The sequence below is a fragment of the Aquirufa sp. genome (assembly GCF_044377215.1).
Taxonomy (GTDB): Bacteria; Bacteroidota; Bacteroidia; order Cytophagales; family Spirosomataceae; genus Aquirufa.
This window is the reverse complement of record NZ_JBILJM010000003.1, coordinates 40,158-64,553: the sequence shown is the minus strand read 5'-3', so window position 1 is coordinate 64,553 and position 24,396 is coordinate 40,158. Positions and strand designations below refer to the sequence as shown.

Below are 24,396 nucleotides of genomic sequence, written 5' to 3'. Positions count from 1 at the left end.
TATGGAAAATGAATTCTTTAAAAATCGACTGAATATTACGCGCCGGCATTTCTTTGGTCAGGCGGCTGCGGGCATTGGCGGGTTGGCATTAGGGTCACTTTTGGTACCTGAGCTTTTTAAAGGCGATGCGTCTAGCCAAACGTTGCCATTAGGCGTAGCACATTTTGCGCCCAAAGCGAAACGCGTAATTTACCTCTGCCAAAACGGAGCGCCATCTCAATATGAGAGTTTTGATTATAAGCCAACTTTGAACAAAATGGCCGGTCAAGATTTGCCGGCTTCGATTCGGGGAACACAAAGGCTAACGGGAATGACTGCCTCTCAGGATAAATTTCCTTTAGTAGGTTCGTTTTATAAATTCAAACAATACGGCAAATCGGGGACCTACATTAGTGATATATTCCCACATATTGGATCGGTGGCAGATGATATTTGCGTCATTCGAACTATGAGTACGGATGCGATTAATCACGATCCGGCCTTAACCTTTTTACAAACAGGAGCGCAGGTGGGCAACCGCCCGAGTATGGGAGCTTGGATGTCCTATGGGTTAGGAAGTGAGAACAAAAACTTGCCGGCTTTTTGCGTATTGCTTTCGCGCGGACGCGGAAATGGACAGGGTGTTTATTCGAAACTTTGGACGAATGGATTTTTAGATTCCACACACCAAGGAGTTGTTTTTAGTAGTTCAGAGGATCCGATTTTATACTTAAATGATTCGGATGGAATCGATAAGGCCGGTCGGCGCAGAATGCTAGACCAGCTCGCGGAATTAAACCACGAGGGATTTGCGGAGAATAAAGATCCGGAAGTAGAAGCTAAAGTACAGCAATATGAAATGGCGTACCGCATGCAAACGGCGGTTCCCGAATTAACGGATTTATCAAAGGAGCCGGATCATATCATCAAAATGTATGGACCGGAATGTTTAGTTCCTGGGACGTATGCGGCCAACGTATTATTAGCGCGTAAACTTTCTGAATCAGGTGTTCGCTTCGTACAAATTTACCACCAAGGTTGGGACTCACATGGCAACCTACCTCAAGAAATGGCGATGCAAGCACAGGATGTGGATCGGTCATCGGCAGCGTTAATTTCAGATTTGAAACAGCGGGGATTGTTGGACGAAACGTTGGTTATCTGGGGAGGGGAATTTGGTCGGACGAATTATTGCCAAGGGAAATACACGGTTGACACCTACGGCCGCGATCACCATCCCCGAGCATATAGTATTTTTATGGCCGGTGGCGGCGTAAAGCCAGGAACCGTTTATGGAGAAACAGATGAGTTTGGTTACAATGTGGTGAAGGACCCGGTGCATATTCATGATTTCCATGCGACGGTGCAGCATTTGATGGGTATCAATCATGAGCAATTAACCTACAAACATTTAGGTCGGCGTTACCGATTAACCGATATCGCAGGAAATGTTTTACCCGGATTAATCGCGTAATGGGGAAGGTCGAAAAGATAGGCAATTTGATTTTGTGGGGTCTCCAAGGCTTCCTCGTTTTTCTCTTGATTTTTCAGTCGAGCTTTGCCTTGCCGCTAGCAGGTATCGGGCATCTGCATCCCTTAATTTTACATTTACCTATTGGCTTCGGAGTTTTATTACTCGGTCTTTTTAGCATTAAAAAACAGCTGGCATCTTTTGAGGTTTTGGCTGAATTCTTGCTCTTGTTAACCGCTATTCTTTCCACGTCAACCGCCATTTTTGGCTTGTTTTTGGCCAAAGAAGGCGGCTACGAAAAGAGCGCATTGGACTGGCATCAATGGTCGGGCGTCGCGGTGTCATTTATCTATTTTACATGGGTGCTTGTCCGCAGAAATCTCATCGTGGGAGCGGCGCTTGGATTCATTGCCTTAGTGATTGCCGGCCACACCGGAGCGAGTATCACACATGGCGAAGACTACTTGCGTTTTGGAGCACAAGCCTCAGAAATTACTTCAGCGAGTGTGGTGTTTGAGGACATTGTCCAACCGATTTTAAAAGCCAAATGTGAGTCTTGCCACAACGACCAAAAAACGAAAGGCGCACTCAAAATGAATAGCATCGCAAACCTGATGAAAGGCGGAAAACATGGTGCGATTTGGAAAGCGGGGGATGAACTGAATAGTCACTTGGTCCAACGAATCAAATTACCCATGAATGCGAAGGAGCACATGCCTCCGCTGGGGAAGGCGCAATTAACTCCTGATGAAATTACGATCTTACGTTTGTGGGTTAAAGAAGGTGCTTCATTTGAGAAAAAACTGGGGCAATACAGTCCTGATTTTCAGAAGCTAATTAAGCCCGCTGAACTAACAATTAGTACAAAAACGTACGATTTTTCTACTGCTTCGGCGTCCACCATCGAATCCATGAACACGCCTTATTGTACCGTGTATCCGATCGCGAATGAGTCCCCAGCTTTGCAGGCAGATTTTTATGTCGCGGCAAAATTCGATCCCAAAACACTATCGGATTTATCACAAGTCAGTGAGCAGTTGGTGGGTTTACAACTCGCTAAAATGCCAATTACCAATGAGTCATTAAATCTTGTTTCGAAGTTCGCTAATCTAGAAAAATTGAACTTGAATTTCACGTCCATTAATGATGAAGGAATAAGCCAATTAGCCGGCTTAAATCACTTGGAGCAATTGGCTATTTCCGGAACAAAAATTGGACGATCGGGAATCGCGAAGCTCCTCCCCAAACTTCCGGCCTTGCAAAAAATTCATGTGTGGAGTTCGGGACTTTCGGCTGAAGATTTAACGGCCTTACGCAAAACATTTCCCAAAGTAATTTTTGATGCAGGCTACATCGCGAAGGAAGAAACCTTGCAAATCAATCCACCGATTTTGGTGAATGAAAATTTGATATTGCGGCCAGGCGAAAAACTTACGTTTAAACATACGTTGCGTGACGTATTGTTTCGCTATACCTTGAATGATTCCTTACCGGATAGCTTGCAAAGTCCGGCGACAAAAGCATCCATTGCGATCACAAACTTTGTAAAGGTTCGTGTTTTAGCCACAAAGGGCGGTTGGCGCGCCAGCAAACCCATCGATCTCCGCGTATATAAATCGCAATTCATTCCAGCGCGCATGGATTTACTTTCTAAGCCAGATCCAAAATATCCGGCAGCAGGTGGGGCGAGTTTAATGGACTTTATTGCAGGTGCCCGCGAGGTAAAAGGCGTTCCTAATTTTACGTGGCTGGGATTTAAAAATGCCGACTTAGATGTGGTGGCGAGTTTCGAAAAATCAACGGCGATTCATGGCGTAACGCTTTCGTATTTAGAGAAAACGGATACGGGAGTTTTTCCGCCAACTCGGATTGAGGTTTGGGCAGGAGATTCGCCTACTAACTTACGCATGGTCGCTTCGGCGAAACCGATTCAGCCGAAAGAGAAAAAAGGTTTTTCTCCGCGCGGAATTAATATCCCGTTGGCAAATAATGCATACACATATTACCGAATTAAAGCTGTGCGCTTAAAAAGTTTACCAAGTTTTGTAGATGAAAAAATCAAAGATTCTTGGCTGCGAGTAGATGAGTTATTGTTTTACTAATCAATGCATTGTACCCTTTTCTGTGAGTAAAACGTAAGCCTCATCCCAAGTCGGAATTATCTCTGATTCATATCCGTACGTAGGCCCGGTCGCAATTTGCTTAAACGCTTTCATGGCCTTAAGATGTGCGCCACTTCGCAAATACTTGAGCATGATTTCTCTACTTTCCCACGCCGTAATTGTGCATTGATATTCATTTACTTTTTTAACATCACAATGCAGATTTCCTTCCGCTATTTGAGCCTGGCGAAATGAAGGAATGGCTAATAGCCAAAACCGAAGATAAGCGAAGAAGCCTTTGGGCTTTAAACCCGTGAGTGAGATGTACATGTTGTACTTATTTTAGGTTCTATTTCCCACCTAGTTTTAGGTAAAATCTGAGGTAGCCACGACTAATATTATGAGTCTCCTCAGAAAATTCAAAAATTAAATGACAAGACGTAAAATTAAGGGATGATTGGGAATTAAGGGACGTCCGCTCGACAGGCTTGTATTCATTAATTTAATATATTTGCCAAAACTATTTAACTCACCTATGAAAAATCGATTAGCCGGAATCATCTTCCTATTGATTCCAATTCTTGGATTTTCACAATCCAAAATCAAACCCGAAAATGCGCTTAAAAGTTACTTATCGAATGGCGACCAAAACTATGCTTGGGAACTAAAGGATTCTGCCAACTTCGGTGGCGCCAAAGCATATCAGCTCGTATTGACTTCGCAAAAATGGCAAGGGATCATGTGGCGGCACCAACTTACCATTATCATTCCGTCGACCGTACAATACGACGGCGCGCTACTTTTCATCACGGGCGGAAGTAATAAAGATGAGCAACCGAACTGGAGTAATGAAGATAAATTATGGCCTGTTTTAAATGCGATTGCGACAAAGAATAAAGCGGTGGTTGCCCTAATCAAACAGGTCCCTAATCAACCGTTTTATGGTGGAAAAACAGAAGACGAATTGATTACGTATACCCTAAACGAGTTCCGTAAAAATAAAGATTACACATGGCCCTTGTTATTCCCGATGGTTAAGTCCACTGTTCGTGGCATGGATGCTGTTCAGGAATTTGTTGCCAAAAAGACAAAAAATGCCGTCACAAATTTTGTGATTGCTGGCGCATCGAAGCGCGGATGGACCACTTGGTTGTCGAGCGCCATCGACGATAAGCGTGTAAAAGCAATTGGGCCCATGGTAATCGACATGTTAAACATGCCAAAATCCCTAAGTTACCAACTTGAAACTTATGGCGAATACAGTGACCAAATAGAGGATTATGTCAAAATAGGTATCCCACAAAGCACAGAAAGCCCTGATGGTAAGGCGATTACAGCCATGATTGATCCTTATTCCTATCGGGAGAAACTGACCGTTCCCAAGATGATATTTGTTGGCACAAACGACCCCTACTGGACTGCTGATGCCATCAAGCTTTATTTCGATCAAATACCTGGAAAAAATTTAATCCACTATGTACCGAATGCCGGACATGATTTGGCGGGCGGGAAACAAGCGCTTGAGGGATTGAGTGCGTTCTTTGGTTTGACTTTACAAAACAAGGATTACCCAGTAAGCACCTGGAATGTGGTGAAAGGTAAGGAGGGGTTTGAATTAACAGTGCAAGCAAAACCGGAGGAATTAGTAGAGGCTGCAATATGGGCAACGACTTCGGCTGATCGGGATTTTAGAAATAATTTATGGCAAACGCGTCGGGTAAAATATGAGGGGTCAACGGTCAAATATATGATCCCATTTGTTAAAAAAGGATACCAAGCATTTTACATGGATTTGAAATACAAAGACCCGAATGGAGGAACGTATACCGTAAGTACGCGTTTGTTTACAACGGATACAGAAAAGGTTTTATAAAGTTTTTGGGGGCAATTAAATGATTGCCCCCAAAACCCATTAATAAAATACGGTATATAGCGCGGCCACAATTCCCATGACTAAAATGGAAATAATCGCAAACTGCTTCGATACAAGGAAGTCAGCACGCTCCACATCCAATCCTTTTGGATTGTCTTTTGAACTGCGATCTGCCAAAGAGATCACCACCATCAACGCGACCAAGAGCAGATAGACCCACATCGTCACATTCAGGAATGGAATTGGATTCCCGCCGATAAACGTGTGTAAGTTCTTGAACAAAACGACTAATGGAATGGAGGCGACTGCGGCAACGATGGCGGCCGACGAGGTAGTCCGCTTCCAAAATAGGCCCAAAGAGAACAAAGCGAAGGCTCCTGGCGTCAAATAATTAGAATACTCTTGTATGAACTGATAGGCTTGTTCAAGCTGGCGTAATTGCGGAGCGATTAATAAAGCAATCCCGAAAGAAACCCAAATTGCGATGCGGCCAACCCAAACTGTTTGGGCCTCAGTAGCATTCGGATTGAGGGATTTTTTATAAATATCTAAGCTAAAAATTGTGGAGATGCTATTGCTTTTCCCGGCCAATGAGGCCACGATTGCAGCTGTTAAAGCCGCAAAAGAAAGCCCTTTTAGACCGGCAGGTAACAAGTTCATGAGGGTAGGATACGAATGGTCCGGCTTCACAATTCCGGCAATAGTCATTTCATTTTGGAACGCGCCATTTTGGTATAAGACATACATCGCGATCCCCGGGATGACACAAATAAGCGGCATCAATAATTTTAAAAAGGCTGCGAACAAAATACCCGCACGGGCTGTTGGCAAATCCGCTCCCAAAGTCCGTTGGACTATGTACTGATTACATCCCCAATAGTTTAGGTTATTAATCCACATCCCTCCAAATAAAATCGCAAAGCCGGGTAGTACGTCGTAGTAGTTATCACCCTCAGAAAAAATCATATGAAAATGGTCGTCGGCCTGCGTGCGCAACTCCAACAATCCACCGAAAACACCTCCGCTGTTAAAGCGATCAGAAACCATATCGAGAGACAAATAAGTCACCACGAGGCCGCCAATAATCAAGACAATTACCTGAATAAAATCCGTGTATCCGATCACCTTCATCCCACCCAAAGTGATGAAAATGGCGAATAGAGCGAGACCGATCATCGCATATAAAAAGGGAATCGACGTGATGCTTTCGATTGCTAAAGCACCTAGATAAAGGATGGAAGTCAGGTTGACAAATACATACAACAACAACCAAAAAACGGCCATAATGGTTGCCACCGTATTGTTATAACGCTGCGACAAAAACTGTGGCATCGTATAAATCTTATTCTTCAAGAAAATGGGAACAAAGAAAATGGCAACGATTACGAGTGCGGCTGCCGACATCCATTCGTAGGAGGAAATGGCTAAACCAATCGCAAATCCGGAGCCAGACATACCAATAAAGTGTTCGGCAGAAATATTGGAGGCTAATAAAGATGCACCGATGGCCCACCACGTTAGTGATCCTTCAGCAAGAAAAAAATCTTTTGTGGAAACCTCTGTTTTCTTTTTCCGTTGGTATACCCAATAGCCATAACTGGTGACGGAGATAAAATATAATAGAAATACGACGTAATCGAGTGATTGTAATTGTTTCATGAATGGTCAATAGGTTCAGAGCTCTAAAGCTCATATTTGTTCAAACTTACCGAAATTCAATTAAATATCACTTTGATGCTAAAAGAATTTCAGTGAATCGATATTCATTTCTTTGATGAATTTACTGATGACTTTCGGGCTAATTTCCGGAAGATCTCCTACCCGAAAAAGTACGGGTAGTTGGCTATATTTTTCGATGAATGTTTCCGTTGCGGAATTGGGTTCGCCATTAAAGACAATTCCGGCAATCGAAATCTGGCGGTGCTGCAAAGCCTCAATGGATAATATGGTATGGTTAATGCTTCCTAGGTAATTTCTGGAAACAAGAATAACAGGAATTTGTATTTGTTGGATGAGATCCAGCATTATATCTTGATCATTGAGCGGAACCATCAAACCGCCGGCTCCCTCGACAATTAAATGATTAGAAGTCTGCGGTAATGTAAAATCAGAAAGCTCAATTTGAACTCCATCTAACGCAGCCGAAGCGTGTGGAGAAAGCGGAGCGTTTAGTCGGTGCCTCTCGGGATGAAACACCGATTTTGTATTTGAAATTAGTGATTGAACTTTCATGGTGTCGGTCCAATGTAAATCTCCGGATTGTACGGGTTTCCAATAATCCGCTTGAAGGTATTCAGTTAAAATGGCTGAAACAACGGTTTTCCCAATCTCCGTACCTATTCCTGTGATAAATAATTGCATTGTATGATTATCTAATTTTAGCAAATTGTAAGCGTTTTCCAGATTTTTCTGGATTGAATTTTCCTGCCTCGTATGCGAGGTGACCGCTCACGAACGTGCGCTTAATTTCATGTTCAAATGTTCGTCCCACGACAGGTGCCCACCCACATTTATAAGCGAGTGAATCCGAAGTAACGGTCCAGGGATTTGAGGGAGCCACTTCGACGAGATCAGCGAAATAACCTTCCCGAATGTAGCCGCGATCGACCATACGGTAGCAATCTGCGACGCGGTGACTTGTCTTGTTCACTAAGGTTGTGAGGGATAACTCGCTGCGGCCAACAAGTTCGAAAAGCATTAATAGGGCGTGCTGAACCATCGGAGCACCCGATTTGATTTGAAGATAGTTACCGGATTTCTCCTCAAGGCTGTGGGGCGCATGGTCCGTAGCGATGAGGTCTATGCGCCCATCTTCTAGTGCCTTTACCAATTCCAATCGATTGGCTTCCGATTTCACCGAGGGATTCCACATGATTTTGCTTCCCAACGAAGGGTAGTCGGCATCCGAAAAACAGAGATGGTGAATACACGCTTCTGCGGTTACCCGTTTATCGGTGATTGGTCCTGGGCTGAATAATTTTGCTTCGGCGCCGGTTGAGATGTGAAAGAAATGGAGGCGGTTATTGTGCCGCTTTTGAATTTCGAGTACCCGCTTTGTCGCCACTTCGCAGGCTTCGGATGAACGAATGGCGGGGTGGTATTCCACGGGAATATCGTCCCCATAGATTTGTTTGTAATGACGTAAGTTCTTTCGAATAATCGAATCATCTTCACTGTGTAGGGCGACTAATGTTTCCGCGCGTGAAAATAATTTTTCGAGGTATGCCGGGTTATTGGCTAGAATTTCTTGATTTTCAAGGTAGAGCCCGTCATCCGTAATACCGCAAACATGTTCGTTATCGACCCGAAGAGCTTCTTCCAAATTTGCGGCGGTGACGCCCATAAAAAAGGAGTAATTGGCCGATGATTTTTGTGCGGCGAGCTGGTACTTTTCTTCTAACAATTCGCGGGTGAGCGTATTGGGAATGGTGTTAGGCATGTCCATAAATGACGTAATTCCTCCGGCGACGGCTGCCATGGATTCGCTTTGGATATCTGCTTTGTAGGTTAAGCCGGGGTCTCTAAAATGGACTTGATCATCGATCATGCCGGGAATTAAGTAATTCCCATGAAGATCAATAACCTGAGCATGGGGTTCGGAAATCCAAGGACTAATGCGTTCGATTCGTTCGCCAGCTACAAGTACATCTGTTTGAATTATTTGGCCCTCGTTCACAAGCAGGGCATTAGTGATTACATATTTCATTTGTTGGCTGCGCGATCTAAGCGATCATTAATGGTAATTCCCAACCCATAGGCTGGAAGTCGTTCGACAATAATTAAATCTAATCCCATGTTATCTAAGGTATGAAGTGCTGCAAATAGATTTTTTGCGGCTTCTACTGGATCGCCACTTGGGGCAAGCACGAGATTCACGTCCACGTGGATACTTTCTATCTGTATGGATTTAAACCACAGAATACCTACCCTTTTTTGCTTAACGGCACTAAGCATAAATAGCGGCTCATAGGTGACAATCAATTCACAGGATGGGGCATAATGTTTTTTATGTTGGCCCGGCAGGGGAGCATGTTCCGTAGCCGCAGTCCGATTTAATATTCGGTCTACTGAATCTTCAATTGTCTCGATTGAAATCGCGCCGTGTCGGAGCAAAACAACATCATTCCCTTCGAACCCGACGATTGTTGATTCCACGCCCGATTGACAAGCGCCTCCGTCTAGGGTATAAATAGCGGGGAAATACGCCTCCACATGTTCAGCGGTGGTTGGGCTAATGCGATTAAATGGATTAGCGCTGGGCGCTACAAGCGGAAAATCTAGTTGGTTTAAAAGACTCAATGCCGAAGGGTGATTCGGAATACGAATAGCCACATTTTCTTGATTTGCTGTGACTAATTGGCTAACTGATTGATTTTTAGGCAAAATCATTGTTAAGGGACCAGGCCAAAACTGTTTGGCAAGTTGGTCCGCTTTATCTGGAAATCGTTTGACCAAAGCACGTGCTTGACTGATGGAAGCGACGTGCACGATAAGCGGATTTGTCGTTGGCCTTTTCTTTGTCTCAAATATCTGAGAAACGGCTTTTGAATTGAATACATTGGCCGCTAAACCATAAACAGTTTCGGTGGGTAAGCCGATTAGCTCCCCTTGTTTTAGTTGCTCACAAATTAGCGGAATATCAGTCGTAATCATATTTTTTACGGGTTACAAAAATCACAATACATGGGATCCTCTTTCAACATTTTATGCCCGGCTGGGCGATTTTCGGTATAGGTGCATGATTGGCAGGCATAAATTTCTGCCTTGACACTTCGTGTAGGTTTGCCACAAAGTGCACAAGGTAAACCGCGCACTTTTTCTTGAAGCCGAAAACCGGGTACCTGACAAGCGGGACATACGGTTTTCATTTGTTGGATCAATGAAGCTGTCATCGTTTCAATCACGCCCATACGGGTTTCATTGTGCATGGCCCGCATATCGGTTTCAACTGTACATTGACCAAACCGACTAAAAAAGTGTTCAATAGTTTGGAGAAGCACCTGTTTATCATGAATCCCTTTCACACAAACGGAAGCGTCTTTTTCGCTTTTCTTAACAATGAGGGCGTGGGTCGGGAATTTTACTTGCGTTAAAAAAGCGTCTAAAGGTTCGAGCGAGTTCAGGGTAATTTGGCGGTAATTGGTGTTGCTTTCTAGCTTTCGCACAACAAATTCCCACTTGTTTTTTGTGTCGGTGACGAGTAAAAATTCCTCATGGGCGGGGATGAACGGGATGCTGGGATGGGGTCCAAAGGAACCCTCGGAGGCGATGGCTAGGTCTACTGAAGCGATGTCCATGGCCATTTGGCATTTCTTTCGGGCGGCTTCAAGCGGGCTATCTATCCGATTTATCTCTCCTGAAAATGTCCCTAGTTGGTCCGTATCCAACTGATCTGTCACAAAGCAATACACGCCTAATTCTTTAGTTAGCTGTGGGGCAATTGCGTGTTCTTTGCCATGCATAGTGGCAATTACGATTCTACGGCCTTTAAAATGGGATACACTATCCATGAATAATTTGAAGAAATAGTGGCATCCCTATGGTGTTATTGAACGGGAAGGTAACCCCCATGATAATGGCAGGGAACTCCAAGTCACTTTTAACTAGTTTGGCGAGAACCCCTAACAGAAAAAAAAGGCGTGTTGGGTTTTTTAAATTAAAAATTAACAGTTCAAAATTAGACATCTATTCGTTAATGAGAACGTAGAAAAAGGCGGAAAAGATTCAATAAAAGAATAATTAATACACAAACGATAAGCTTACCGGTAATTGGATCGGGTGAGTGAATGCTACAAATAAGACCAACTACGATACCTAAAATATGCAACGAAATTACAATGCTTCGGTAAGCTTTCTTCACATTTTGAAATTATTTACAAAGTAATGCGACATTGTATGATAATTTTTATTTAAGTTTATAATACAATACATTAAGCTCTTTTATGAACTATACACTAAATCAATTACAGATTTATTTAAAAGTTGTACAAACCTTGAGTATAACTAAAGCGTCAGAAGAATTAAACCTGACGCAGCCTGCGGTATCTATTCAGATAAAAAACTTTCAAGCGCAATTTGAAATCCCCTTGATTGAGATCATCGGAAAAAAAATTTACGTAACTGATTTTGGAATGGAGATTGCGAAATCAGCTGAAGGTATAATTGATCAAGTATATGCGATTAATTTTAAAACAATGGCATTTAAAGATCAATTGTTGGGCCGACTTAAAGTATCAATTGTGTCGACAGGTAAATATGTATTACCTTTTTTTTTGACAGAGTTTTTGAATACCAATCCAGGGGTTGAGATAAGTATAGATGTGACGAATCGCGAAAAAGTAATTCATAACTTGGAGAACAATGAAGTCGATTTCAGTCTCATCTCAACGGATGTCAATAGCCCTAGTTTTGAATACATTGATATCCTAGAAAACGATCTTTACTTGATTGGTAATGCAGAAACTGCCAAACGAAATCCCACTTTTTCATTACGCGAGTTTAATAATGAACTCCCTTTAATTTTTCGTGAAAATGGATCAGGAACACGAAAGATCATGGAAACTTATTTGAAAAAACAAGGAATACATATCTTGAAAAAAATTGAGTTGGTGTCCAATGAGGCCGTTAAACAAGCCATCATGGCAGGTCTAGGTTATTCCATTATGCCCATGATCGGAATAAAAAATGAATTAAAAAGTGGTCAATTGGTAATTATTCCACGAAGTGGACTTCCAATAAGTACGACATGGAAATTGATTTGGCACAAAGAGAAAAAACCGTCGCCTGTAGCGAAGGCATTCATGGATTACATCATTGCTAAAAAAGATGAAATCAGAAAAAACCACTTTAATAAATAAAGCCAAACAAATCTGCTTGGCTTTAATGTTACCCCTTTTTCATTAATTAAATATCCAACTGAATCTAAACAGTCAAATGTCTATGATACAAACTTATATGGGATAATTGATTAAAAAAAATTAATTTCATTATGCTTTTTATAAAGAAAATTAATGTTCCTAGGCCTTCACGCGCAAGATAAGACCTGTGATTTCCACATCATATTTGGTTAAGCCTACCGTAGCCGGCCCCTGCGTAAGAGCTCCCGAAGAACTGAATGTTGACCCGTGTGCCGCACACAAAAACGAAGATGAACTTTCTTTATACTCAACTGTCGCCCCGGCATGTGGACACACAGATGAAAAGGCGACAAAACTAGCAGCCGTATTTCCAGTCGCGGTGCGGATAACAATAAACCCATTTTTAGCAATAAAATTATTGACCGCTTTTAATTCGGTTTCTAAGTTTATCGTACTCCCACTTGTGGCTCCAGCCGGCGTATTCATTGCGCTGGGAGCTCCCATTTGATCTTCCGAACATGCGGTTGTCATGCATGCCAAACACACAGCAGAAAAACTGCCCGTCAGTGTCGTCAAAAATTCATCTCTTTTCATAAGAATGTCATATATATTCGATGTACTAACGATCATGCACACGCTTTGTTTAAAAAAAACATAAAAACATTTCTATATGGCATTCATTTTCAACAGATTAGGCATATATATAATTTCAATTCGCGTGCGTAGTCTTTGGAATTAGGCCATCTTAACAAGTTCCACCTAGAGATTAAAGCAAGGCACTTAAAAACAAATCCGCTAGATTAGGCGTTTCGAACTAAAATCATATCATGAACAACTGGCTTCCAAGGGAAAACTGCTTAGAGAAAACGTATACATTTGCCAACTTTGAAGCGGCGATGTTGTTTATGCAACAAGCTGCCATCAAAATCTCGGAATTAGATCACCATCCCACGTGGACAAATACATACAATCGTATTCATGTGCTGTTACAAACGCATGATGCTGGGAATTCGGTAACTGAAAAAGACAGAGAACTTGCGCAGATCTTAGATACGCTTTTTCTGTCTGTCTAAATACACCATGCTGGAAAACTAAACCTATTTTTCAAATAGCTTTTTCGTGTAGTCTAAAAGAAGGGGATCTCCAGCTGCGCCATGTCCAGGTACGACATGTTTCACATGCGGGAAGGCTACTTGAATCTTACTCACTGTATCAGCCCAGGCTTGCAAATTCGCATCTCCCAAATAACCCTTTGTGGCATTCAATTCTTTGATTAAACATCCGCCAAACAAAACCTGTTCGCTTGGGAAATAGGCAACTACATTATCCCGCGTGTGACCTTCTCCAAAGAACTTAACTAGTACTTGCTGTGTCCCAACCCTCAAGGTCGTTGACACTTTAAATCCTTGCTGCGGTTCGATTAGTTGGTTTTCTTTTGTCAATTCAATTGTTTTTTCATGCGCAATCGAAGGGATACCTGCCGTGTGAAATGCCAACAGCCCACCCAAACAGTCATTGTGAAAGTGGGTAGGAATAACAGCGACGATTTTGCAATGCAAGGAATCCTGCACTAAGTGAATCAATTTTTGGGCACTTTGGTCATCTGTAGGCGTATCGAAAACAAGCGCTTCTTGACCATTGCGCACGACCAAGCCATTACAAGGAACATGTCCGAAATCGTTTGTTTGTAAATAAGAGGTATGTATAAACGTGTTTTGCGTCAACTGGGTTAAGGTCACGTCTTGTGCGTATAGGCTAGGTATAATGCCAAATACTAAAAACAAAAGCTTCTTCATGAATTGATTGGTCGGGTCCTCAAAAGTACTGCTTTCCATCTAAGTGTAGTAAAATAATCTTATTTAAAATAATTCTAAATAGTGTTGCAGAATTAGATTCGCCTCCCTACATTTGTGCTCTATTTAAAATTAGTCTAAATAAAATTTGCGTGAAAAAAGTGCTATTCGCCTTTGTATTACTACTTTCCTTTCCCTCCAATGCTCAATTAGGGTCGATTTCTGGGTTAATTACCTCGGAATCAAATGAGGCGCTACCAGGTGCAACGGTTGTTTTGGTGGGTACCGTTCGGGGAGTAGAAAGCAATCTTAAAGGGAATTATGTCCTAAAAGGCTTAAAGCCAGGATCCTATACCGTCAAGGTTAGCTTTGTGGGCTATACACCAAGTACAAAAGAAGTCACCATCCTGGGTGCAGAGCAACGTGAAGTAAATTTCAACTTAAGCGATGTGACCGAACTACAAGGGGTCTCTGTCTCCGCACAAGCTGGAGTAAAAGGCAATACATTTTTGCCACAGGTAAACGAATATACCATCACGGCCGGGAAAAAAAACGAAGTCATCGTGCTCGACAACCTTCAGGCGAATTTAGCGATGAATAACTCGCGTCAAATTTTCTCCAGAACTCCTGGAATCTCGGTCTGGGAAAGTGATGGATCCGGAATTCAATTGGGCGTGGCTTCTCGAGGGCTTTCTCCCAATCGCTCCTGGGAATTTAATGTGCGCATGGACGGATACGACATCACGCCTGACCCCATGGGCTATCCAGAAGCCTATTATACACCACCGATGGAGGTCGTAGATCGCATCGAAATTATTCGTGGAGCGAGCTCCTTGCAGTACGGCCCGCAGTTTGGTGGACTCATGAATTTCGTTTTACGCAAACCCGATTTATCTACCAAGCTGGTCATAGAAAGTCAAAACACCACAGGTAATAATGGTTTGTTTAGTTCATTTAATTATGTGGGTGGTACGTCGGGCCGACTGTCCTACACGACGTATTACCAAAAAAGACGTGGAAATGGTTGGCGCCAAAACGCTTATTTCAATACCGACCACTCGCACGCTGAGGTTTCCTATGCGATATCGAACAAACTAAAAGTAGGTGGGCAGTTGACCTACATGCAAACAGAAAGCCAACAAGCCGGCGGGTTAACTGATGTGGCATTTGCCCAAAATGCCCAACAAAGTTTGCGGGCTAGAAACTGGTTTAGCAATCCCTGGTTTATCTATGCGCTTACGGTGGACTACATCATCGATACGGAATCAAAGCTTAGCGTCAAGTATTTTGGCACGACGGCTGAGCGCAATTCCATTGGATTTACGCGCGCTATCACCGAAATAGATCCGTTGGGAAGTCGCCAAGTGGACCGAGATTTATACCAAACCAATGGCCTAGAATTACGCTACTTACTAAATTATAATCTAGGCACTTGGAAAAATACGGTCGCAAGCGGACTACGGTATTTTCATGGCGACATGAAGCGAAAGCAAGTGGGGGTAGGGAGCGCTGGAAATGATATGAATTTTACCGTTCAGGGCTTATATGCACGTGATTTGAATTTCCAAAACATCAATTATGCCGCTTTCGCAGAAACTATATTGCGTCCTACGGATCCCCTACTCATCACGCTGGGTGCCCGTTTGGAACAAATAGAAACGCACATGGCTGGACAGTCCGGTTTAAGTGCAACTGGCGTACCGATAGCTGCTGTTCCTAGCCGCCGTGGAAGATCCTTTGTTTTACTGGGCGCTGGTGCCGAATATAAACTTAGTCCTAACACAAAATTGTACAGCAATATTGCGCAAGCATATCGCCCTGTTTTGTCCTCTGATTTATTACCTCCGGCAACAACGGATATCATTGATCCTAATTTATCAGACGCGAAAGGTTTCAATTTTGACCTAGGCTATCGCGGGGAAATAAGCAATTATTTGACCTTTGATATAGACTATTTTTATTTGGATTATGCCAATCGCGTAGGGACTATTTCGCAAACAAATAACGAAGGAAAAATTTACCAATACCGGACGAATCTGGGGCATTCGGTTTCGAAAGGGGCGGAGGCGTACATTGAATTTAGCCCTACGACTGCCTGGTTTAAACACCAGCGTTTGGGAAACATTTCCATTTTTGCATCGGTAGCAGCCATTCGTGCGCGCTACTTAGACTTCAAAACTACTTCCGTCGTTAATGGCAAAATTGTGGAAGGAAATCTAGCCGGCAAACAGGTAGAGAATGCGCCCGATAAGATTAATCGATACGGAATAACGTATTCCAAAAAAGGCCTATCGGTCAGTTGGCAAATCAGCGACATCAGTCAAGCCTTCGCTGATGCGAGCAACACCTTAACGCCGAATGCAGCTGCGACCACGGGACTAATCCCGGGCTACCAAGTTCAAGATATTTCTGGATCTTATAAGTTTAAGAAATATGCTCAATTGAAATTTGGGGTAAACAACCTGACGGATGCGCGCTATTTTACCAGAAGGTCTGGCGGATATCCGGGCCCTGGTATTTTACCGGCTGACGGTCGGACTTGGTATGTGGGCTTGAATGTGAAGTTGGTGAATTAGTCGTAGTGAAAACGACATTTTGCAATTTGGATTTCGTCATCCACAATTCGATAAATTAACCGATGTTCCTCGTCGATTCTTCTCGACCAAAAACCGGTGTAATTGTATTTTAACGCCTCTGGCTTGCCGATTCCTTCAAAAGGACTTCTAGAAATATCCTTAATCAGCTCATTGATCCGCTTGATTTTATGCTTATCAATTTTCTGCCAATACAAATAGTCATCCCAAGAAAAAGCTGTGAATACAATCTTCATTAGTCCAAAAGGTCCTTATAAAGTTTCTTTGAAGACTTTAATGATTCAATAGATTGGTCTAATCGTTGTTGATTTTTGCGGGAGGACAATTCATGCTGAGTGCTTTTTAAAGAATTATATTCTTCTAGTGACATAATTACCACTCCCGTGTCCTTCCCCCGATTAATGATCAATGTGTCAAAGCTCTCTGTTACTCTATCTAAGTAACTCTTGATATCTTTTCTAAAATCCGATAAAGTTGTCGTTAACATCTTGTACAATTTTGTGTACAAATATATGTACACATTTTTCTAAATCAAAATAAAAAAGCCCCGCGTTTGCGAGGCTTTCTTTTATCATGATGCATGAACTTATTTAAATCCGATTTTCTCCAATCCTTTATGGCTAATCACGATCGCTTCTAATGCCGTCTCGTTGAAACACGCATCTTGCTCCACGAAATAATACTCCATGCCCGACAATTTTTTGTTGGCTAAAATACGTTTGAAATCAATCTTTCCGTTCCCAACTGGAGCAAACCGACCTTGATCATCCATATCTTTCACATGCCAAATCTTAAAACGACCTGGGTAACGATTGAAATACGCCACTGGATCCGCACCCGCTTTAGTCACCCAGTATAGATCCATTTGGAAGTTGACATACTTAGGATTGCAATGCTCCAAAAGGTAATCAATGGTAACAATACCTTCAGCATCCTTCACAAACTCAAAATCGTGATTATGATACAACAACTGCAAACCAGCCGCAGCACATTTCTCGCCTAATTTGTCCAAGATTTCGGCCAAATTCTTCGCGCCGCCCTTCATAGTCATCCGTTTGTTCACATTGTCAAACCCAAACAATCCCATTGGAGGAACAGGAATTACGAAGTATTTGAATCCAGCGGTTTTTAAATCGGCAATTTGCTGATCGATGTTTTCAAAATTAGCTGATCCTTGGTGGGCAGAAATCGGTGTTAATTTCATTTCGGCCAACAAAGATTTAAAATCAGCTGGAGATAAATTATAAAACTTACCATTGTTATAACCCGCTGATTCAACGTTTACATAACCGGCTTGTGCTACTTTTTCTAAGGTTGCACGCGCATCTTTCATCGCATCGCGAACGGTGTACAAGGCTAAACCGCCAAAAGGTTTTTCAGATTGAATCGCTTGATTTGACGGTCCAAAAGAGAATAAGGATACGGCCATCAGGACACATACCACTACAAATGATTTAATTTTCATGAACAATTAGGTTAAATTCAACAAAGGCACAATTTAATGTATTTATTTGATAAAATAGAAATGGTCTATCGTTTAAGTAAAGTTGGCCAAAATTCGTCCCCGATCTTCAGTTGCTTTATTGTTCTTGTGGTAAAGCTCCACAAATACAATTTTATTCTCCAAAGGAAAATATGCGTAAATCAATCGCAGTCCCGAATTAACACCTCGGCCTTTCAGTGATTTACATGCTATTTTTTTGACTTTAATAACACAGGTACTCAGACCTAAATCTGAAATCTCAAAACTAAAAGGCGGTCGCCGACTTGGGAATACCTCCAAGACGCGCTTAACTACCTCCAAGTCTTCTGGAAGTGACCGGAAATTCTTTACTAAAAACTTTAAATCCTTCTTAAATTCATCTAACTGACTGAATATCATTGATCTTCCATCTCCTCTCCATAATTTCGAACCGAAAATGGAGCCTCCCGATAAAATGCTAATTCATAGTTAATTTCTTCTCCGTCTTTTGAAGCTAGCCATGGCATATCTTTATGAGAATACTGGCTAATGGCAGCCGCAGACCAATCACTCATTTGTTCAATTACACCATCAATTGTGTCTGTCTCACTAGCCTTAAGTTCTTTTAAATTCGGTTTTACTAATGGCAAATATCGTGTTTGGGCAAAGCCGCGATAAACCGTTTTTACGCGTTGAAGCTGCCCTTGTTCAATCATTTGCTGAATTATATGATCTATCTTTTGAGGAACTGGGCCAAAAGGCAATTTCCGATATGTTGCACCTGTTAAGTGCTCTTCATACAATTCATAATAATTAAAATCTGAGAAGTAAAGCAATTTGTACAAAACCGTTTCGCCCACATTGGGTTTGCCAGCACAACGTTCCAAAACATAAAGCAAGGTATTTTTAAATTTCTCTATGGGGATTGAGGGCATAGCTATCCGTTCTCTTTTTCCTTCGAGAAGCTGTTCTTGAATCCCTGAGTCAGCTTGCTGGTCAAAATCCGGCGATAAAAATTCGTCTAATGAAAAGCCTAAATGCACCGAAAGCTTATACATTTCTAAGACATCCACTCCCCTGTTTCCTAATTCAATCTGTGTTAATGACGACCTGGAAATCTGCACTTGCTTGGCTAAATCTTCCTGAGACAAGCCTTTGCGCTTTCGTAATTCGGTCACTCTGAATCCGATATCTTTTTTTGTTAGTTTGTCCTGCATGTGGAATAAGATTAACACGGTTAGCAACAAAGATACTCGATTGTTTGACTATCTAACAATTAAATGATTTAATATCAAACAATTGGTTTAAGAATAATTTAATATCCCACCTATCTCAATAGAATTTAAATCCCGTATTTTTGGCCATCCAAAACGTACCCACATGAAATTAGCTAGTAAAATCATCGGCGGCATATTCGCTTTTTTATTTCTTGTCTTAATCATCATTTGCGAAAGAGATCGGCCGGTGGACGAGCTAATTCCTTTGTATGCAAATCAGGATTCCAAGTTCATGCCCGTCTTAGGGATGAACGTTCATTACCGCGACGAAGGTGTTCAAACGGATTCCATTCCCTTGATTTTACTGCATGGCATGTCGTCCTCATTAAATACCTGGGACAGTGTCGCCATGGGATTAAAGGCCGAGCGGAGAGTAATCAGTTTGGATTTACCGGGCTTTGGACTTACGGGTCCATCGCCTGAAAATGCCTATAACTTTACGTATTTTAACAAATTCATCGATTCATTCACCACCCGATTAAAGATCAAGCGCTTTATCCTGGCAGGTAATTCCATGGGCGGCGCCATTTCTTGGAATTATGCGTTGCACAATCCACAAGGTCTTGCCAAAATGATCTTGATCGATGCCGCCGGGTATCCTAAAAAAGGCGAAAGTGGATCATTAGGTTTCAAAATTGCCTCCACACCCGTAATCAATAATTTATTGCTTTACGCAACCCCCAAATTTTTGGTACGCAAGAGTTTAGAGACCGTATACTACGACCCTGCACGTGTGACTAATGCGCAGGTTGAGCGTTTTCATGATATAGCCATTCGCGCAGGAAACCGAGAAGCTGCATTACAAATTTTTAAAGGTTCGTTTACGGGTAGTTCCCAGCGATTCTTGAATTCGCCAGTTCCAAAAATTAAAGACATCAAAACCCCTACATTAATCTTGTGGGGCGACAAGGATAACCTAATTGGCGTAAACAATGTGGATAATTTCCTACGCGATATACAAGGAAGCCAGGCAGAAATCTACCAAAACGTGGGCCATGTTCCGATGGAAGAAGTCCCCGAGAAAGTTGTTGCGTCTATGTTGAAGTTCGTCCGATAACTAAACGATTCATGGCTTTTCGTAGCACTTAGGCCGCCCAATATAATTGAAAAATAGCCGTTACCCTTGCCAAAATTTCACCCTTTCTTGCCCGTAAACGCATCATGCTAAAACGCCTACTTTTTCTCTCCCTGGTCATTTTCATATCCTGTGAAAAACCTACTGAAATTCCAGTTGTTGTTCCAAAAGGAGATGAAGGCCAGCGATTCGCGGTTGAAGTTGGCGAAAGCGAAGTCCCCTACCTCGTCATTACCACCGAAGGAAAAGAGGTGAAATATGGGTCAGATGTGGTGGGCCAACTGAAAATTTATAAACAAAAAAAGCTCGCACAAGAGCAACGGATTTCCATTTCATACCGGGGTAAAACAAGCTTCCGGCTCTCCGACAAAAAAGCGTAAAATCTCGAAACGATTACGCCAACAGGCGATGGCGTGGATGTGTCTTTATTAGGTATGCCTGCAGAAGAAGATTGGCGATTGATTGGTCATATTGTCAATTTTAAGGACAAATATCAAATTGACAAAAGCCTAATTCACAACTATGTAAGATATGAATTCTCCCACAAAATAGGCAAGTATGCTAGCCGCGGCCAGCTCGTCGAAATCGAAGTCAATGGCGTTTATCAAGGCGTCTATTATTTCTGTGAAAAAGTTAAACGGGACAATAACAGGGTAAACATTAAATCATTAAATGCCACCTCAACAAACCTGAGCGGTGGCTATATTTTAAAAATAGACAAAGCTGATGCTGGTCCAGAATATGATGGCAAGCCCGATAGCTACTTCATGAACAACTGGAACGATGATGCCACATACAATGAGTTCAATAGCTTCAGAAGTAAATTTGACATCTTCGCTAAGGAAATCTCGTTTTCGCCGTTTTTGGCACCCTATCATCCACAAAAATATGTAGAAACCTATTTCACCTACGATTACCCGAAAGCCGAGGAGATTACGAAAGCACAAAAGGAATACATCGCTAAATACATAGACCAATTTGAACGGGCACTGTTAGCAGACAACCTTTCAGGAAATACGCGTACCTATACCAATTTTATTGTGCTGTCTTCCTTTGTCGATTATTTCATTATCAGCGAATTATGCAGAAATGTAGACGCTTACCGAATCAGTACATTTCTGGAGAAAGACCGCGACGGGCGCCTAGCTATGGGGCCGGTTTGGGATTTAAACCAAGGGTTTGAAGATGGTGGCCGAATTCCTATGAATGATTGGGTGGCCAATTACAACCGAATTGTGACCAATGATGCCTGGATGGTGCCGTTTTGGTGGGATCGCTTATTAGCTGATCCACTCTTTAGAAATGCAGTAAAAGTTAGATGGCAATCCTTACGCAAGTCTGAACTAGCCACAGCTTCCATGCATGCCATCATAGACGAAGCCGGACAAACCCTTAAAAAATCTGGCGCCGCGACACGAAATTATGCCATTTGGGACAAAGGCATATTGATCAATCATGACGTTTCGATCCAAAAACTTAAACAATTTGTCACCGACCGGTCCGCTTGGATGGATGGTAAAATCAACGCTTGGTAATTAACTTAAGCACATCGGAGCTTAAACATTCAGAAAATGTGTCACCAAATTCGCCCATTCCTCCTCCAAGGAACACGAAGGCCGCGTTTTCTTCGCACGCGTATACCAGTAATCCGCATTCCAAATATCCCCTTCCTTGCGATGCAAATAGGCATGAACCCAGGCTGCATCTAAGCCTGGTGATTGATCCACTAAATCATGTGCTCTTTTCCAATCACCTTTCGCATCATACCAAAGGCTTTTTAGAATAGTCGAAAGCTGCGGATCGGGTGCGTATAACGCAAGCGTTTCTTTAAATGATTCGATTGTCATACTGATTTTCGTAATATTTTATCCATGGATTTACCTTTGGCTAACTCGTCCACAATTTTGTCTAAATAGCGAACTTTTTGTGTGATCGGATTTTCGATATCTTCCACGCGATACCCACAGATAACTCCTGTAATAAGCGATGCATTTGGGTTCAATATTGCTTTATTAAAAAAGCTTTCAAAGTTTACATTCGATGCAACCAGCTGACTTACATCTTTCTCATTAAATCCTGTGAGCCATTCAATTACTTGGAGTAATTCGGCTTCGGTCCGACCCTTACGCTCGACTTTGGCGAGGTATAATGGATAAACCGTTGCGAAGCTCATCTTAGCAAAACGCTCGTCTTGATTTTTAACTACAGACATCCAATAAATTGCTTTACGTTTTTTAAAATACCTTAAACCTATCTAGATCTGGTACATGTTTTCCTTTTTTGTCTTTTTAATTAGGTCAACATCAATCAATTCCAATGACAGCACCATATCCTTCACAGCCTCTTTGTATTTCTTGAAATGGGCGGTAAGAATGTGGGATTGATAGGCTTCTTGATTCGCATATATCTCGAATATCGTTATGCTTGACGCATCTTTCTTGTCGGCGACTACCGTATAGGACAAAACCCCTGGCTCCAATTTAACCGCCGCAAGCATCTGCTCATTTAACAGGGATTTATACAAATCGAGCTGCTTGGGTTCCACTTTAATTTTAGCCATTCGAAAAATTTGACTCGAATTTTGAGCGTAAATTTGACTAGTAAAAAGAAGAATTAAAATGGATAAAAATATAGACTTCATTGGTATATGGATATTGATAAGAATTTAAATTAGATACCTGCAACTTGGCTTTTTGAAATATGAATGACTTTTGCAAATCAGACAATTGGTAAATTATCATAATTTCTTCTAATTTACTCCACATTCGAATAAAACCTAAACTATGAAATCTAAACTTTTGGCCTTTTGCCTACTGGTGACCCTCGCTGCTCAAGGCCAAATGTTAAACGATAGCCCATTCGATGCAAATGTCGCGCATCCTAAATATAGCAAAGGCAAGGGCCCAAAAGTTTTATTCGACAAAGGGCATTACAATTTTATCGTGGACATGGGTTTGGCAAAACCATTGATGGATGTGGCTGCGGCAGATGGATACCGGGTACATGTAGACTCCCTGAAATTTACCAAAGCCTATTTAGCCAAATATAAAATGATTGTCATCTTTCCCGCGATGCCCTTTAAATTTGGTTCAAAAAGTCAGGTAACGGATGAGACTACATTTACTCCTGACGAATTAACGGCATTACACGATTGGGTTTCTGAAGGAGGATCGCTTTTAATGTTCGACGAACATGCGCCTATTGATAAATCGGTGACTCCTCTGTTCAATAAATTCAGGATTCAATTATCGATTGGGATTGTATCCGATTCGCTCAACTATGAGACCAAATTTACGATCCCCAACAAAGAAACGCTGCTTAAATTTACCCGAAGCAACGGACTTTTAAACACAGATCATCCCATTACGCAAGGCGAGAAAACGGGCGAACAAATAAACAATATCATGGGATATAGCGGTGGCGGATTAACGGGTGCAGGCTATACCAACCTTTTCAAGCTTTCGCCATCGGCCACCATTAAAAAGTACAGTGGCAGTGCACCCTCCGGCACGGCAAATTCGCAGGGTTTGGCGGGGAAATTTGGCAAAGGAAAAGTAGTTGCCCTAGGCGATTGCAATGGTTTTACAGCCATGTATGTGATGATAAAATCCGTCAAATTTTCAGCGGGTATGCAAGTAGCAGACTACGACTGGAAGCAATTTGCATTGAATACCTTACATTGGCTTTCCATATAAAATTCAAGTATTTATGACTAACCGTAGGGAATTTTTAATGCAAAGCTCAGGACTCTTAGGCCTAACCGCCTTGGATTTAACCGCTCCGAAAAAACCGCTTTTGTCCTTTTCCACACTCGGTTGCCCTGCTTGGACATTCTCACAAGCCCTACAACATGCCTCCGCAAATGGCTACAAGGGTATTGAAATAAGAGGCATAAAGGCGATTTAGACCTCCC

General features: G+C 42.1%; 27 protein-coding genes. 11 read left to right on the top strand and 16 right to left on the bottom strand.

Features of this window, described 5'->3' with window-relative positions; genetic code table 11:
* Position 1: 1 nt before the first annotated feature.
* Both ACIQ6T_RS02120 and ACIQ6T_RS02115 read left to right on the top strand, forming a co-directional pair.
* Positions 2 to 1,453, top strand: a complete 1,452-nt coding sequence (locus tag ACIQ6T_RS02120; RefSeq protein ID WP_395783744.1) for a DUF1501 domain-containing protein — start codon at positions 2 to 4, stop codon at positions 1,451 to 1,453.
* Positions 1,453 to 3,552 carry a c-type cytochrome domain-containing protein gene (locus ACIQ6T_RS02115; RefSeq protein ID WP_395783742.1) on the top strand — a complete coding sequence of 700 codons (2,100 nt, stop codon included), beginning with the start codon at positions 1,453 to 1,455 and terminating at the stop codon, positions 3,550 to 3,552. The genes ACIQ6T_RS02120 and ACIQ6T_RS02115 overlap by 1 nt, the downstream gene beginning before the upstream one ends.
* Here ACIQ6T_RS02115 and ACIQ6T_RS02110 read toward each other — a convergent pair whose 3' ends face one another.
* Positions 3,553 to 3,882 (bottom strand): hypothetical protein, encoded by a 330-nt coding sequence (locus ACIQ6T_RS02110; protein WP_395783740.1) that lies wholly within the window; start codon positions 3,880 to 3,882, stop codon positions 3,553 to 3,555.
* 205 nt (positions 3,883 to 4,087) lie between these two features.
* Between ACIQ6T_RS02110 and ACIQ6T_RS02105 the strand changes: the two genes are divergently transcribed.
* On the top strand, positions 4,088 to 5,425 hold the full coding sequence (locus ACIQ6T_RS02105; protein ID WP_395783738.1) for a PhoPQ-activated pathogenicity-related family protein: 1,338 nt from the start codon (positions 4,088 to 4,090) through the stop codon (positions 5,423 to 5,425).
* Positions 5,426 to 5,464: 39 nt separating this feature from the next.
* On the opposite strand, the gene ACIQ6T_RS02100 is transcribed toward ACIQ6T_RS02105, so the two are convergent.
* From ACIQ6T_RS02100 to ACIQ6T_RS02080, 5 genes are all read right to left on the bottom strand, one after another.
* Entirely contained in the window at positions 5,465 to 7,084 is a 1,620-nt protein-coding gene (locus tag ACIQ6T_RS02100; RefSeq protein ID WP_395783736.1) for a sodium/solute symporter, read from the bottom strand.
* Between the two features lie 78 nt (positions 7,085 to 7,162).
* Positions 7,163 to 7,786 carry a dethiobiotin synthase gene (bioD, locus tag ACIQ6T_RS02095; protein ID WP_395783734.1) on the bottom strand — a complete coding sequence of 208 codons (624 nt, stop codon included), beginning with the start codon at positions 7,784 to 7,786 and terminating at the stop codon, positions 7,163 to 7,165.
* Positions 7,787 to 7,793: 7 nt separating this feature from the next.
* A complete protein-coding gene (locus ACIQ6T_RS02090) occupies positions 7,794 to 9,131 on the bottom strand; it encodes a dihydroorotase (RefSeq protein WP_395783732.1) in 1,338 nt (445 codons plus the stop codon).
* A complete protein-coding gene (locus tag ACIQ6T_RS02085) occupies positions 9,128 to 10,078 on the bottom strand; it encodes an L-threonylcarbamoyladenylate synthase (RefSeq protein ID WP_395783730.1) in 951 nt (316 codons plus the stop codon). The genes ACIQ6T_RS02090 and ACIQ6T_RS02085 overlap by 4 nt, the downstream gene beginning before the upstream one ends.
* A gap of 5 nt (positions 10,079 to 10,083) precedes the next feature.
* Positions 10,084 to 10,935 carry a DUF6671 family protein gene (locus ACIQ6T_RS02080; RefSeq protein ID WP_395783728.1) on the bottom strand — a complete coding sequence of 284 codons (852 nt, stop codon included), beginning with the start codon at positions 10,933 to 10,935 and terminating at the stop codon, positions 10,084 to 10,086.
* Between the two features lie 432 nt (positions 10,936 to 11,367).
* Here ACIQ6T_RS02080 and ACIQ6T_RS02075 point away from each other — a divergent pair, with 432 nt between their 5' ends.
* A complete protein-coding gene (locus tag ACIQ6T_RS02075; protein ID WP_395783726.1) occupies positions 11,368 to 12,282 on the top strand; it encodes a LysR family transcriptional regulator in 915 nt (304 codons plus the stop codon).
* Between the two features lie 159 nt (positions 12,283 to 12,441).
* Here ACIQ6T_RS02075 and ACIQ6T_RS02070 read toward each other — a convergent pair whose 3' ends face one another.
* Positions 12,442 to 12,912, bottom strand: coding sequence for a ubiquinol-cytochrome c reductase iron-sulfur subunit (locus ACIQ6T_RS02070; RefSeq protein ID WP_395783724.1), 471 nt, complete (start codon positions 12,910 to 12,912; stop codon positions 12,442 to 12,444).
* A gap of 197 nt (positions 12,913 to 13,109) precedes the next feature.
* Here ACIQ6T_RS02070 and ACIQ6T_RS02065 point away from each other — a divergent pair, with 197 nt between their 5' ends.
* Positions 13,110 to 13,355 (top strand): 4a-hydroxytetrahydrobiopterin dehydratase, encoded by a 246-nt coding sequence (locus ACIQ6T_RS02065; protein ID WP_395783722.1) that lies wholly within the window; start codon positions 13,110 to 13,112, stop codon positions 13,353 to 13,355.
* Positions 13,356 to 13,379: 24 nt separating this feature from the next.
* On the opposite strand, the gene bla is transcribed toward ACIQ6T_RS02065, so the two are convergent.
* Positions 13,380 to 14,078, bottom strand: a complete 699-nt coding sequence (gene bla, locus ACIQ6T_RS02060) for a subclass B1 metallo-beta-lactamase (protein WP_395783853.1) — start codon at positions 14,076 to 14,078, stop codon at positions 13,380 to 13,382.
* 149 nt (positions 14,079 to 14,227) lie between these two features.
* Here bla and ACIQ6T_RS02055 point away from each other — a divergent pair, with 149 nt between their 5' ends.
* Positions 14,228 to 16,651: a TonB-dependent receptor domain-containing protein gene (locus tag ACIQ6T_RS02055; RefSeq protein WP_395783720.1), complete on the top strand. Its 2,424-nt coding sequence runs from the start codon at positions 14,228 to 14,230 to the stop codon at positions 16,649 to 16,651.
* On the opposite strand, the gene ACIQ6T_RS02050 is transcribed toward ACIQ6T_RS02055, so the two are convergent.
* The 5 genes from ACIQ6T_RS02050 to ACIQ6T_RS02030 form a co-directional block, all read right to left on the bottom strand.
* A complete protein-coding gene (locus tag ACIQ6T_RS02050; RefSeq protein ID WP_395783718.1) occupies positions 16,648 to 16,905 on the bottom strand; it encodes a Txe/YoeB family addiction module toxin in 258 nt (85 codons plus the stop codon). The two genes, ACIQ6T_RS02055 and ACIQ6T_RS02050, sit on opposite strands and share 4 nt — an antisense overlap.
* Positions 16,905 to 17,156: a type II toxin-antitoxin system Phd/YefM family antitoxin gene (locus ACIQ6T_RS02045; protein WP_395783716.1), complete on the bottom strand. Its 252-nt coding sequence runs from the start codon at positions 17,154 to 17,156 to the stop codon at positions 16,905 to 16,907. Before ACIQ6T_RS02045 ends, ACIQ6T_RS02050 begins: the two co-directional genes overlap by 1 nt.
* Positions 17,157 to 17,255: 99 nt before the next feature.
* A complete protein-coding gene (locus ACIQ6T_RS02040; RefSeq protein ID WP_395783714.1) occupies positions 17,256 to 18,134 on the bottom strand; it encodes a sugar phosphate isomerase/epimerase family protein in 879 nt (292 codons plus the stop codon).
* A 72-nt stretch (positions 18,135 to 18,206) separates the two neighbouring features.
* Positions 18,207 to 18,551, bottom strand: a complete 345-nt coding sequence (locus tag ACIQ6T_RS02035) for a hypothetical protein (RefSeq protein WP_395783712.1) — start codon at positions 18,549 to 18,551, stop codon at positions 18,207 to 18,209.
* On the bottom strand, positions 18,548 to 19,348 hold the full coding sequence (locus tag ACIQ6T_RS02030; protein ID WP_395783710.1) for a type II toxin-antitoxin system antitoxin SocA domain-containing protein: 801 nt from the start codon (positions 19,346 to 19,348) through the stop codon (positions 18,548 to 18,550). Before ACIQ6T_RS02030 ends, ACIQ6T_RS02035 begins: the two co-directional genes overlap by 4 nt.
* A 163-nt stretch (positions 19,349 to 19,511) precedes the next feature.
* Here ACIQ6T_RS02030 and ACIQ6T_RS02025 point away from each other — a divergent pair, with 163 nt between their 5' ends.
* The 3 genes from ACIQ6T_RS02025 (at position 19,512) to ACIQ6T_RS02015 (ending at position 22,018) form a co-directional block, all read left to right on the top strand.
* On the top strand, positions 19,512 to 20,465 hold the full coding sequence (locus ACIQ6T_RS02025; protein ID WP_395783708.1) for an alpha/beta fold hydrolase: 954 nt from the start codon (positions 19,512 to 19,514) through the stop codon (positions 20,463 to 20,465).
* Between the two features lie 104 nt (positions 20,466 to 20,569).
* Entirely contained in the window at positions 20,570 to 20,863 is a 294-nt protein-coding gene (locus ACIQ6T_RS02020; protein WP_395783706.1) for a hypothetical protein, read from the top strand.
* A gap of 33 nt (positions 20,864 to 20,896) precedes the next feature.
* Positions 20,897 to 22,018, top strand: a complete 1,122-nt coding sequence (locus tag ACIQ6T_RS02015; protein WP_395783704.1) for a CotH kinase family protein — start codon at positions 20,897 to 20,899, stop codon at positions 22,016 to 22,018.
* A 21-nt stretch (positions 22,019 to 22,039) separates the two neighbouring features.
* Here ACIQ6T_RS02015 and ACIQ6T_RS02010 read toward each other — a convergent pair whose 3' ends face one another.
* From ACIQ6T_RS02010 to ACIQ6T_RS02000, 3 genes are read right to left on the bottom strand one after another with little or no spacing between them, the layout of a single operon-like run.
* A complete protein-coding gene (locus ACIQ6T_RS02010; protein ID WP_395783702.1) occupies positions 22,040 to 22,330 on the bottom strand; it encodes a hypothetical protein in 291 nt (96 codons plus the stop codon).
* Entirely contained in the window at positions 22,327 to 22,695 is a 369-nt protein-coding gene (locus tag ACIQ6T_RS02005; RefSeq protein WP_395783700.1) for a DUF2200 domain-containing protein, read from the bottom strand. Before ACIQ6T_RS02005 ends, ACIQ6T_RS02010 begins: the two co-directional genes overlap by 4 nt.
* Before the next feature lie 42 nt (positions 22,696 to 22,737).
* Positions 22,738 to 23,043 carry a putative quinol monooxygenase gene (locus ACIQ6T_RS02000; protein WP_395783698.1) on the bottom strand — a complete coding sequence of 102 codons (306 nt, stop codon included), beginning with the start codon at positions 23,041 to 23,043 and terminating at the stop codon, positions 22,738 to 22,740.
* 223 nt (positions 23,044 to 23,266) lie between these two features.
* On the opposite strand from ACIQ6T_RS02000, the gene ACIQ6T_RS01995 reads away from it, so the two are divergent.
* Positions 23,267 to 24,178, top strand: a complete 912-nt coding sequence (locus ACIQ6T_RS01995; RefSeq protein WP_395783696.1) for a hypothetical protein — start codon at positions 23,267 to 23,269, stop codon at positions 24,176 to 24,178.
* A gap of 13 nt (positions 24,179 to 24,191) precedes the next feature.
* Entirely contained in the window at positions 24,192 to 24,389 is a 198-nt protein-coding gene (locus ACIQ6T_RS01990) for a hypothetical protein (RefSeq protein WP_395783694.1), read from the top strand.
* Positions 24,390 to 24,396: the final 7 nt, after the last annotated feature.

Coding starts and splice junctions, on each gene's coding strand:
- ACIQ6T_RS02105 (WP_395783738.1), top strand. CDS start 4,088: ATGAAAAATCGATTAGCCGGAATCATCTTCCTATTGATTCCAATTCTT.
- ACIQ6T_RS02050 (WP_395783718.1), bottom strand. CDS start 16,905: ATGAAGATTGTATTCACAGCTTTTTCTTGGGATGACTATTTGTATTGG.
- ACIQ6T_RS02115 (WP_395783742.1), top strand. CDS start 1,453: ATGGGGAAGGTCGAAAAGATAGGCAATTTGATTTTGTGGGGTCTCCAA.
- ACIQ6T_RS02070 (WP_395783724.1), bottom strand. CDS start 12,912: ATGATCGTTAGTACATCGAATATATATGACATTCTTATGAAAAGAGAT.
- ACIQ6T_RS02005 (WP_395783700.1), bottom strand. CDS start 22,695: ATGTCTGTAGTTAAAAATCAAGACGAGCGTTTTGCTAAGATGAGCTTC.
- ACIQ6T_RS02120 (WP_395783744.1), top strand. CDS start 2: ATGGAAAATGAATTCTTTAAAAATCGACTGAATATTACGCGCCGGCAT.
- ACIQ6T_RS01990 (WP_395783694.1), top strand. CDS start 24,192: ATGACTAACCGTAGGGAATTTTTAATGCAAAGCTCAGGACTCTTAGGC.
- ACIQ6T_RS02085 (WP_395783730.1), bottom strand. CDS start 10,078: ATGATTACGACTGATATTCCGCTAATTTGTGAGCAACTAAAACAAGGG.
- ACIQ6T_RS02025 (WP_395783708.1), top strand. CDS start 19,512: ATGAAATTAGCTAGTAAAATCATCGGCGGCATATTCGCTTTTTTATTT.
- ACIQ6T_RS01995 (WP_395783696.1), top strand. CDS start 23,267: ATGAAATCTAAACTTTTGGCCTTTTGCCTACTGGTGACCCTCGCTGCT.
- ACIQ6T_RS02000 (WP_395783698.1), bottom strand. CDS start 23,043: ATGGCTAAAATTAAAGTGGAACCCAAGCAGCTCGATTTGTATAAATCC.
- ACIQ6T_RS02075 (WP_395783726.1), top strand. CDS start 11,368: ATGAACTATACACTAAATCAATTACAGATTTATTTAAAAGTTGTACAA.
- ACIQ6T_RS02090 (WP_395783732.1), bottom strand. CDS start 9,131: ATGAAATATGTAATCACTAATGCCCTGCTTGTGAACGAGGGCCAAATA.
- ACIQ6T_RS02080 (WP_395783728.1), bottom strand. CDS start 10,935: ATGGATAGTGTATCCCATTTTAAAGGCCGTAGAATCGTAATTGCCACT.
- ACIQ6T_RS02035 (WP_395783712.1), bottom strand. CDS start 18,551: ATGATATTCAGTCAGTTAGATGAATTTAAGAAGGATTTAAAGTTTTTA.
- bla (WP_395783853.1), bottom strand. CDS start 14,078: ATGAAGAAGCTTTTGTTTTTAGTATTTGGCATTATACCTAGCCTATAC.
- ACIQ6T_RS02100 (WP_395783736.1), bottom strand. CDS start 7,084: ATGAAACAATTACAATCACTCGATTACGTCGTATTTCTATTATATTTT.
- ACIQ6T_RS02020 (WP_395783706.1), top strand. CDS start 20,570: ATGCTAAAACGCCTACTTTTTCTCTCCCTGGTCATTTTCATATCCTGT.
- ACIQ6T_RS02040 (WP_395783714.1), bottom strand. CDS start 18,134: ATGAAAATTAAATCATTTGTAGTGGTATGTGTCCTGATGGCCGTATCC.
- bioD (WP_395783734.1), bottom strand. CDS start 7,786: ATGCAATTATTTATCACAGGAATAGGTACGGAGATTGGGAAAACCGTT.
- ACIQ6T_RS02110 (WP_395783740.1), bottom strand. CDS start 3,882: ATGTACATCTCACTCACGGGTTTAAAGCCCAAAGGCTTCTTCGCTTAT.
- ACIQ6T_RS02030 (WP_395783710.1), bottom strand. CDS start 19,348: ATGCAGGACAAACTAACAAAAAAAGATATCGGATTCAGAGTGACCGAA.
- ACIQ6T_RS02065 (WP_395783722.1), top strand. CDS start 13,110: ATGAACAACTGGCTTCCAAGGGAAAACTGCTTAGAGAAAACGTATACA.
- ACIQ6T_RS02010 (WP_395783702.1), bottom strand. CDS start 22,330: ATGACAATCGAATCATTTAAAGAAACGCTTGCGTTATACGCACCCGAT.
- ACIQ6T_RS02045 (WP_395783716.1), bottom strand. CDS start 17,156: ATGTTAACGACAACTTTATCGGATTTTAGAAAAGATATCAAGAGTTAC.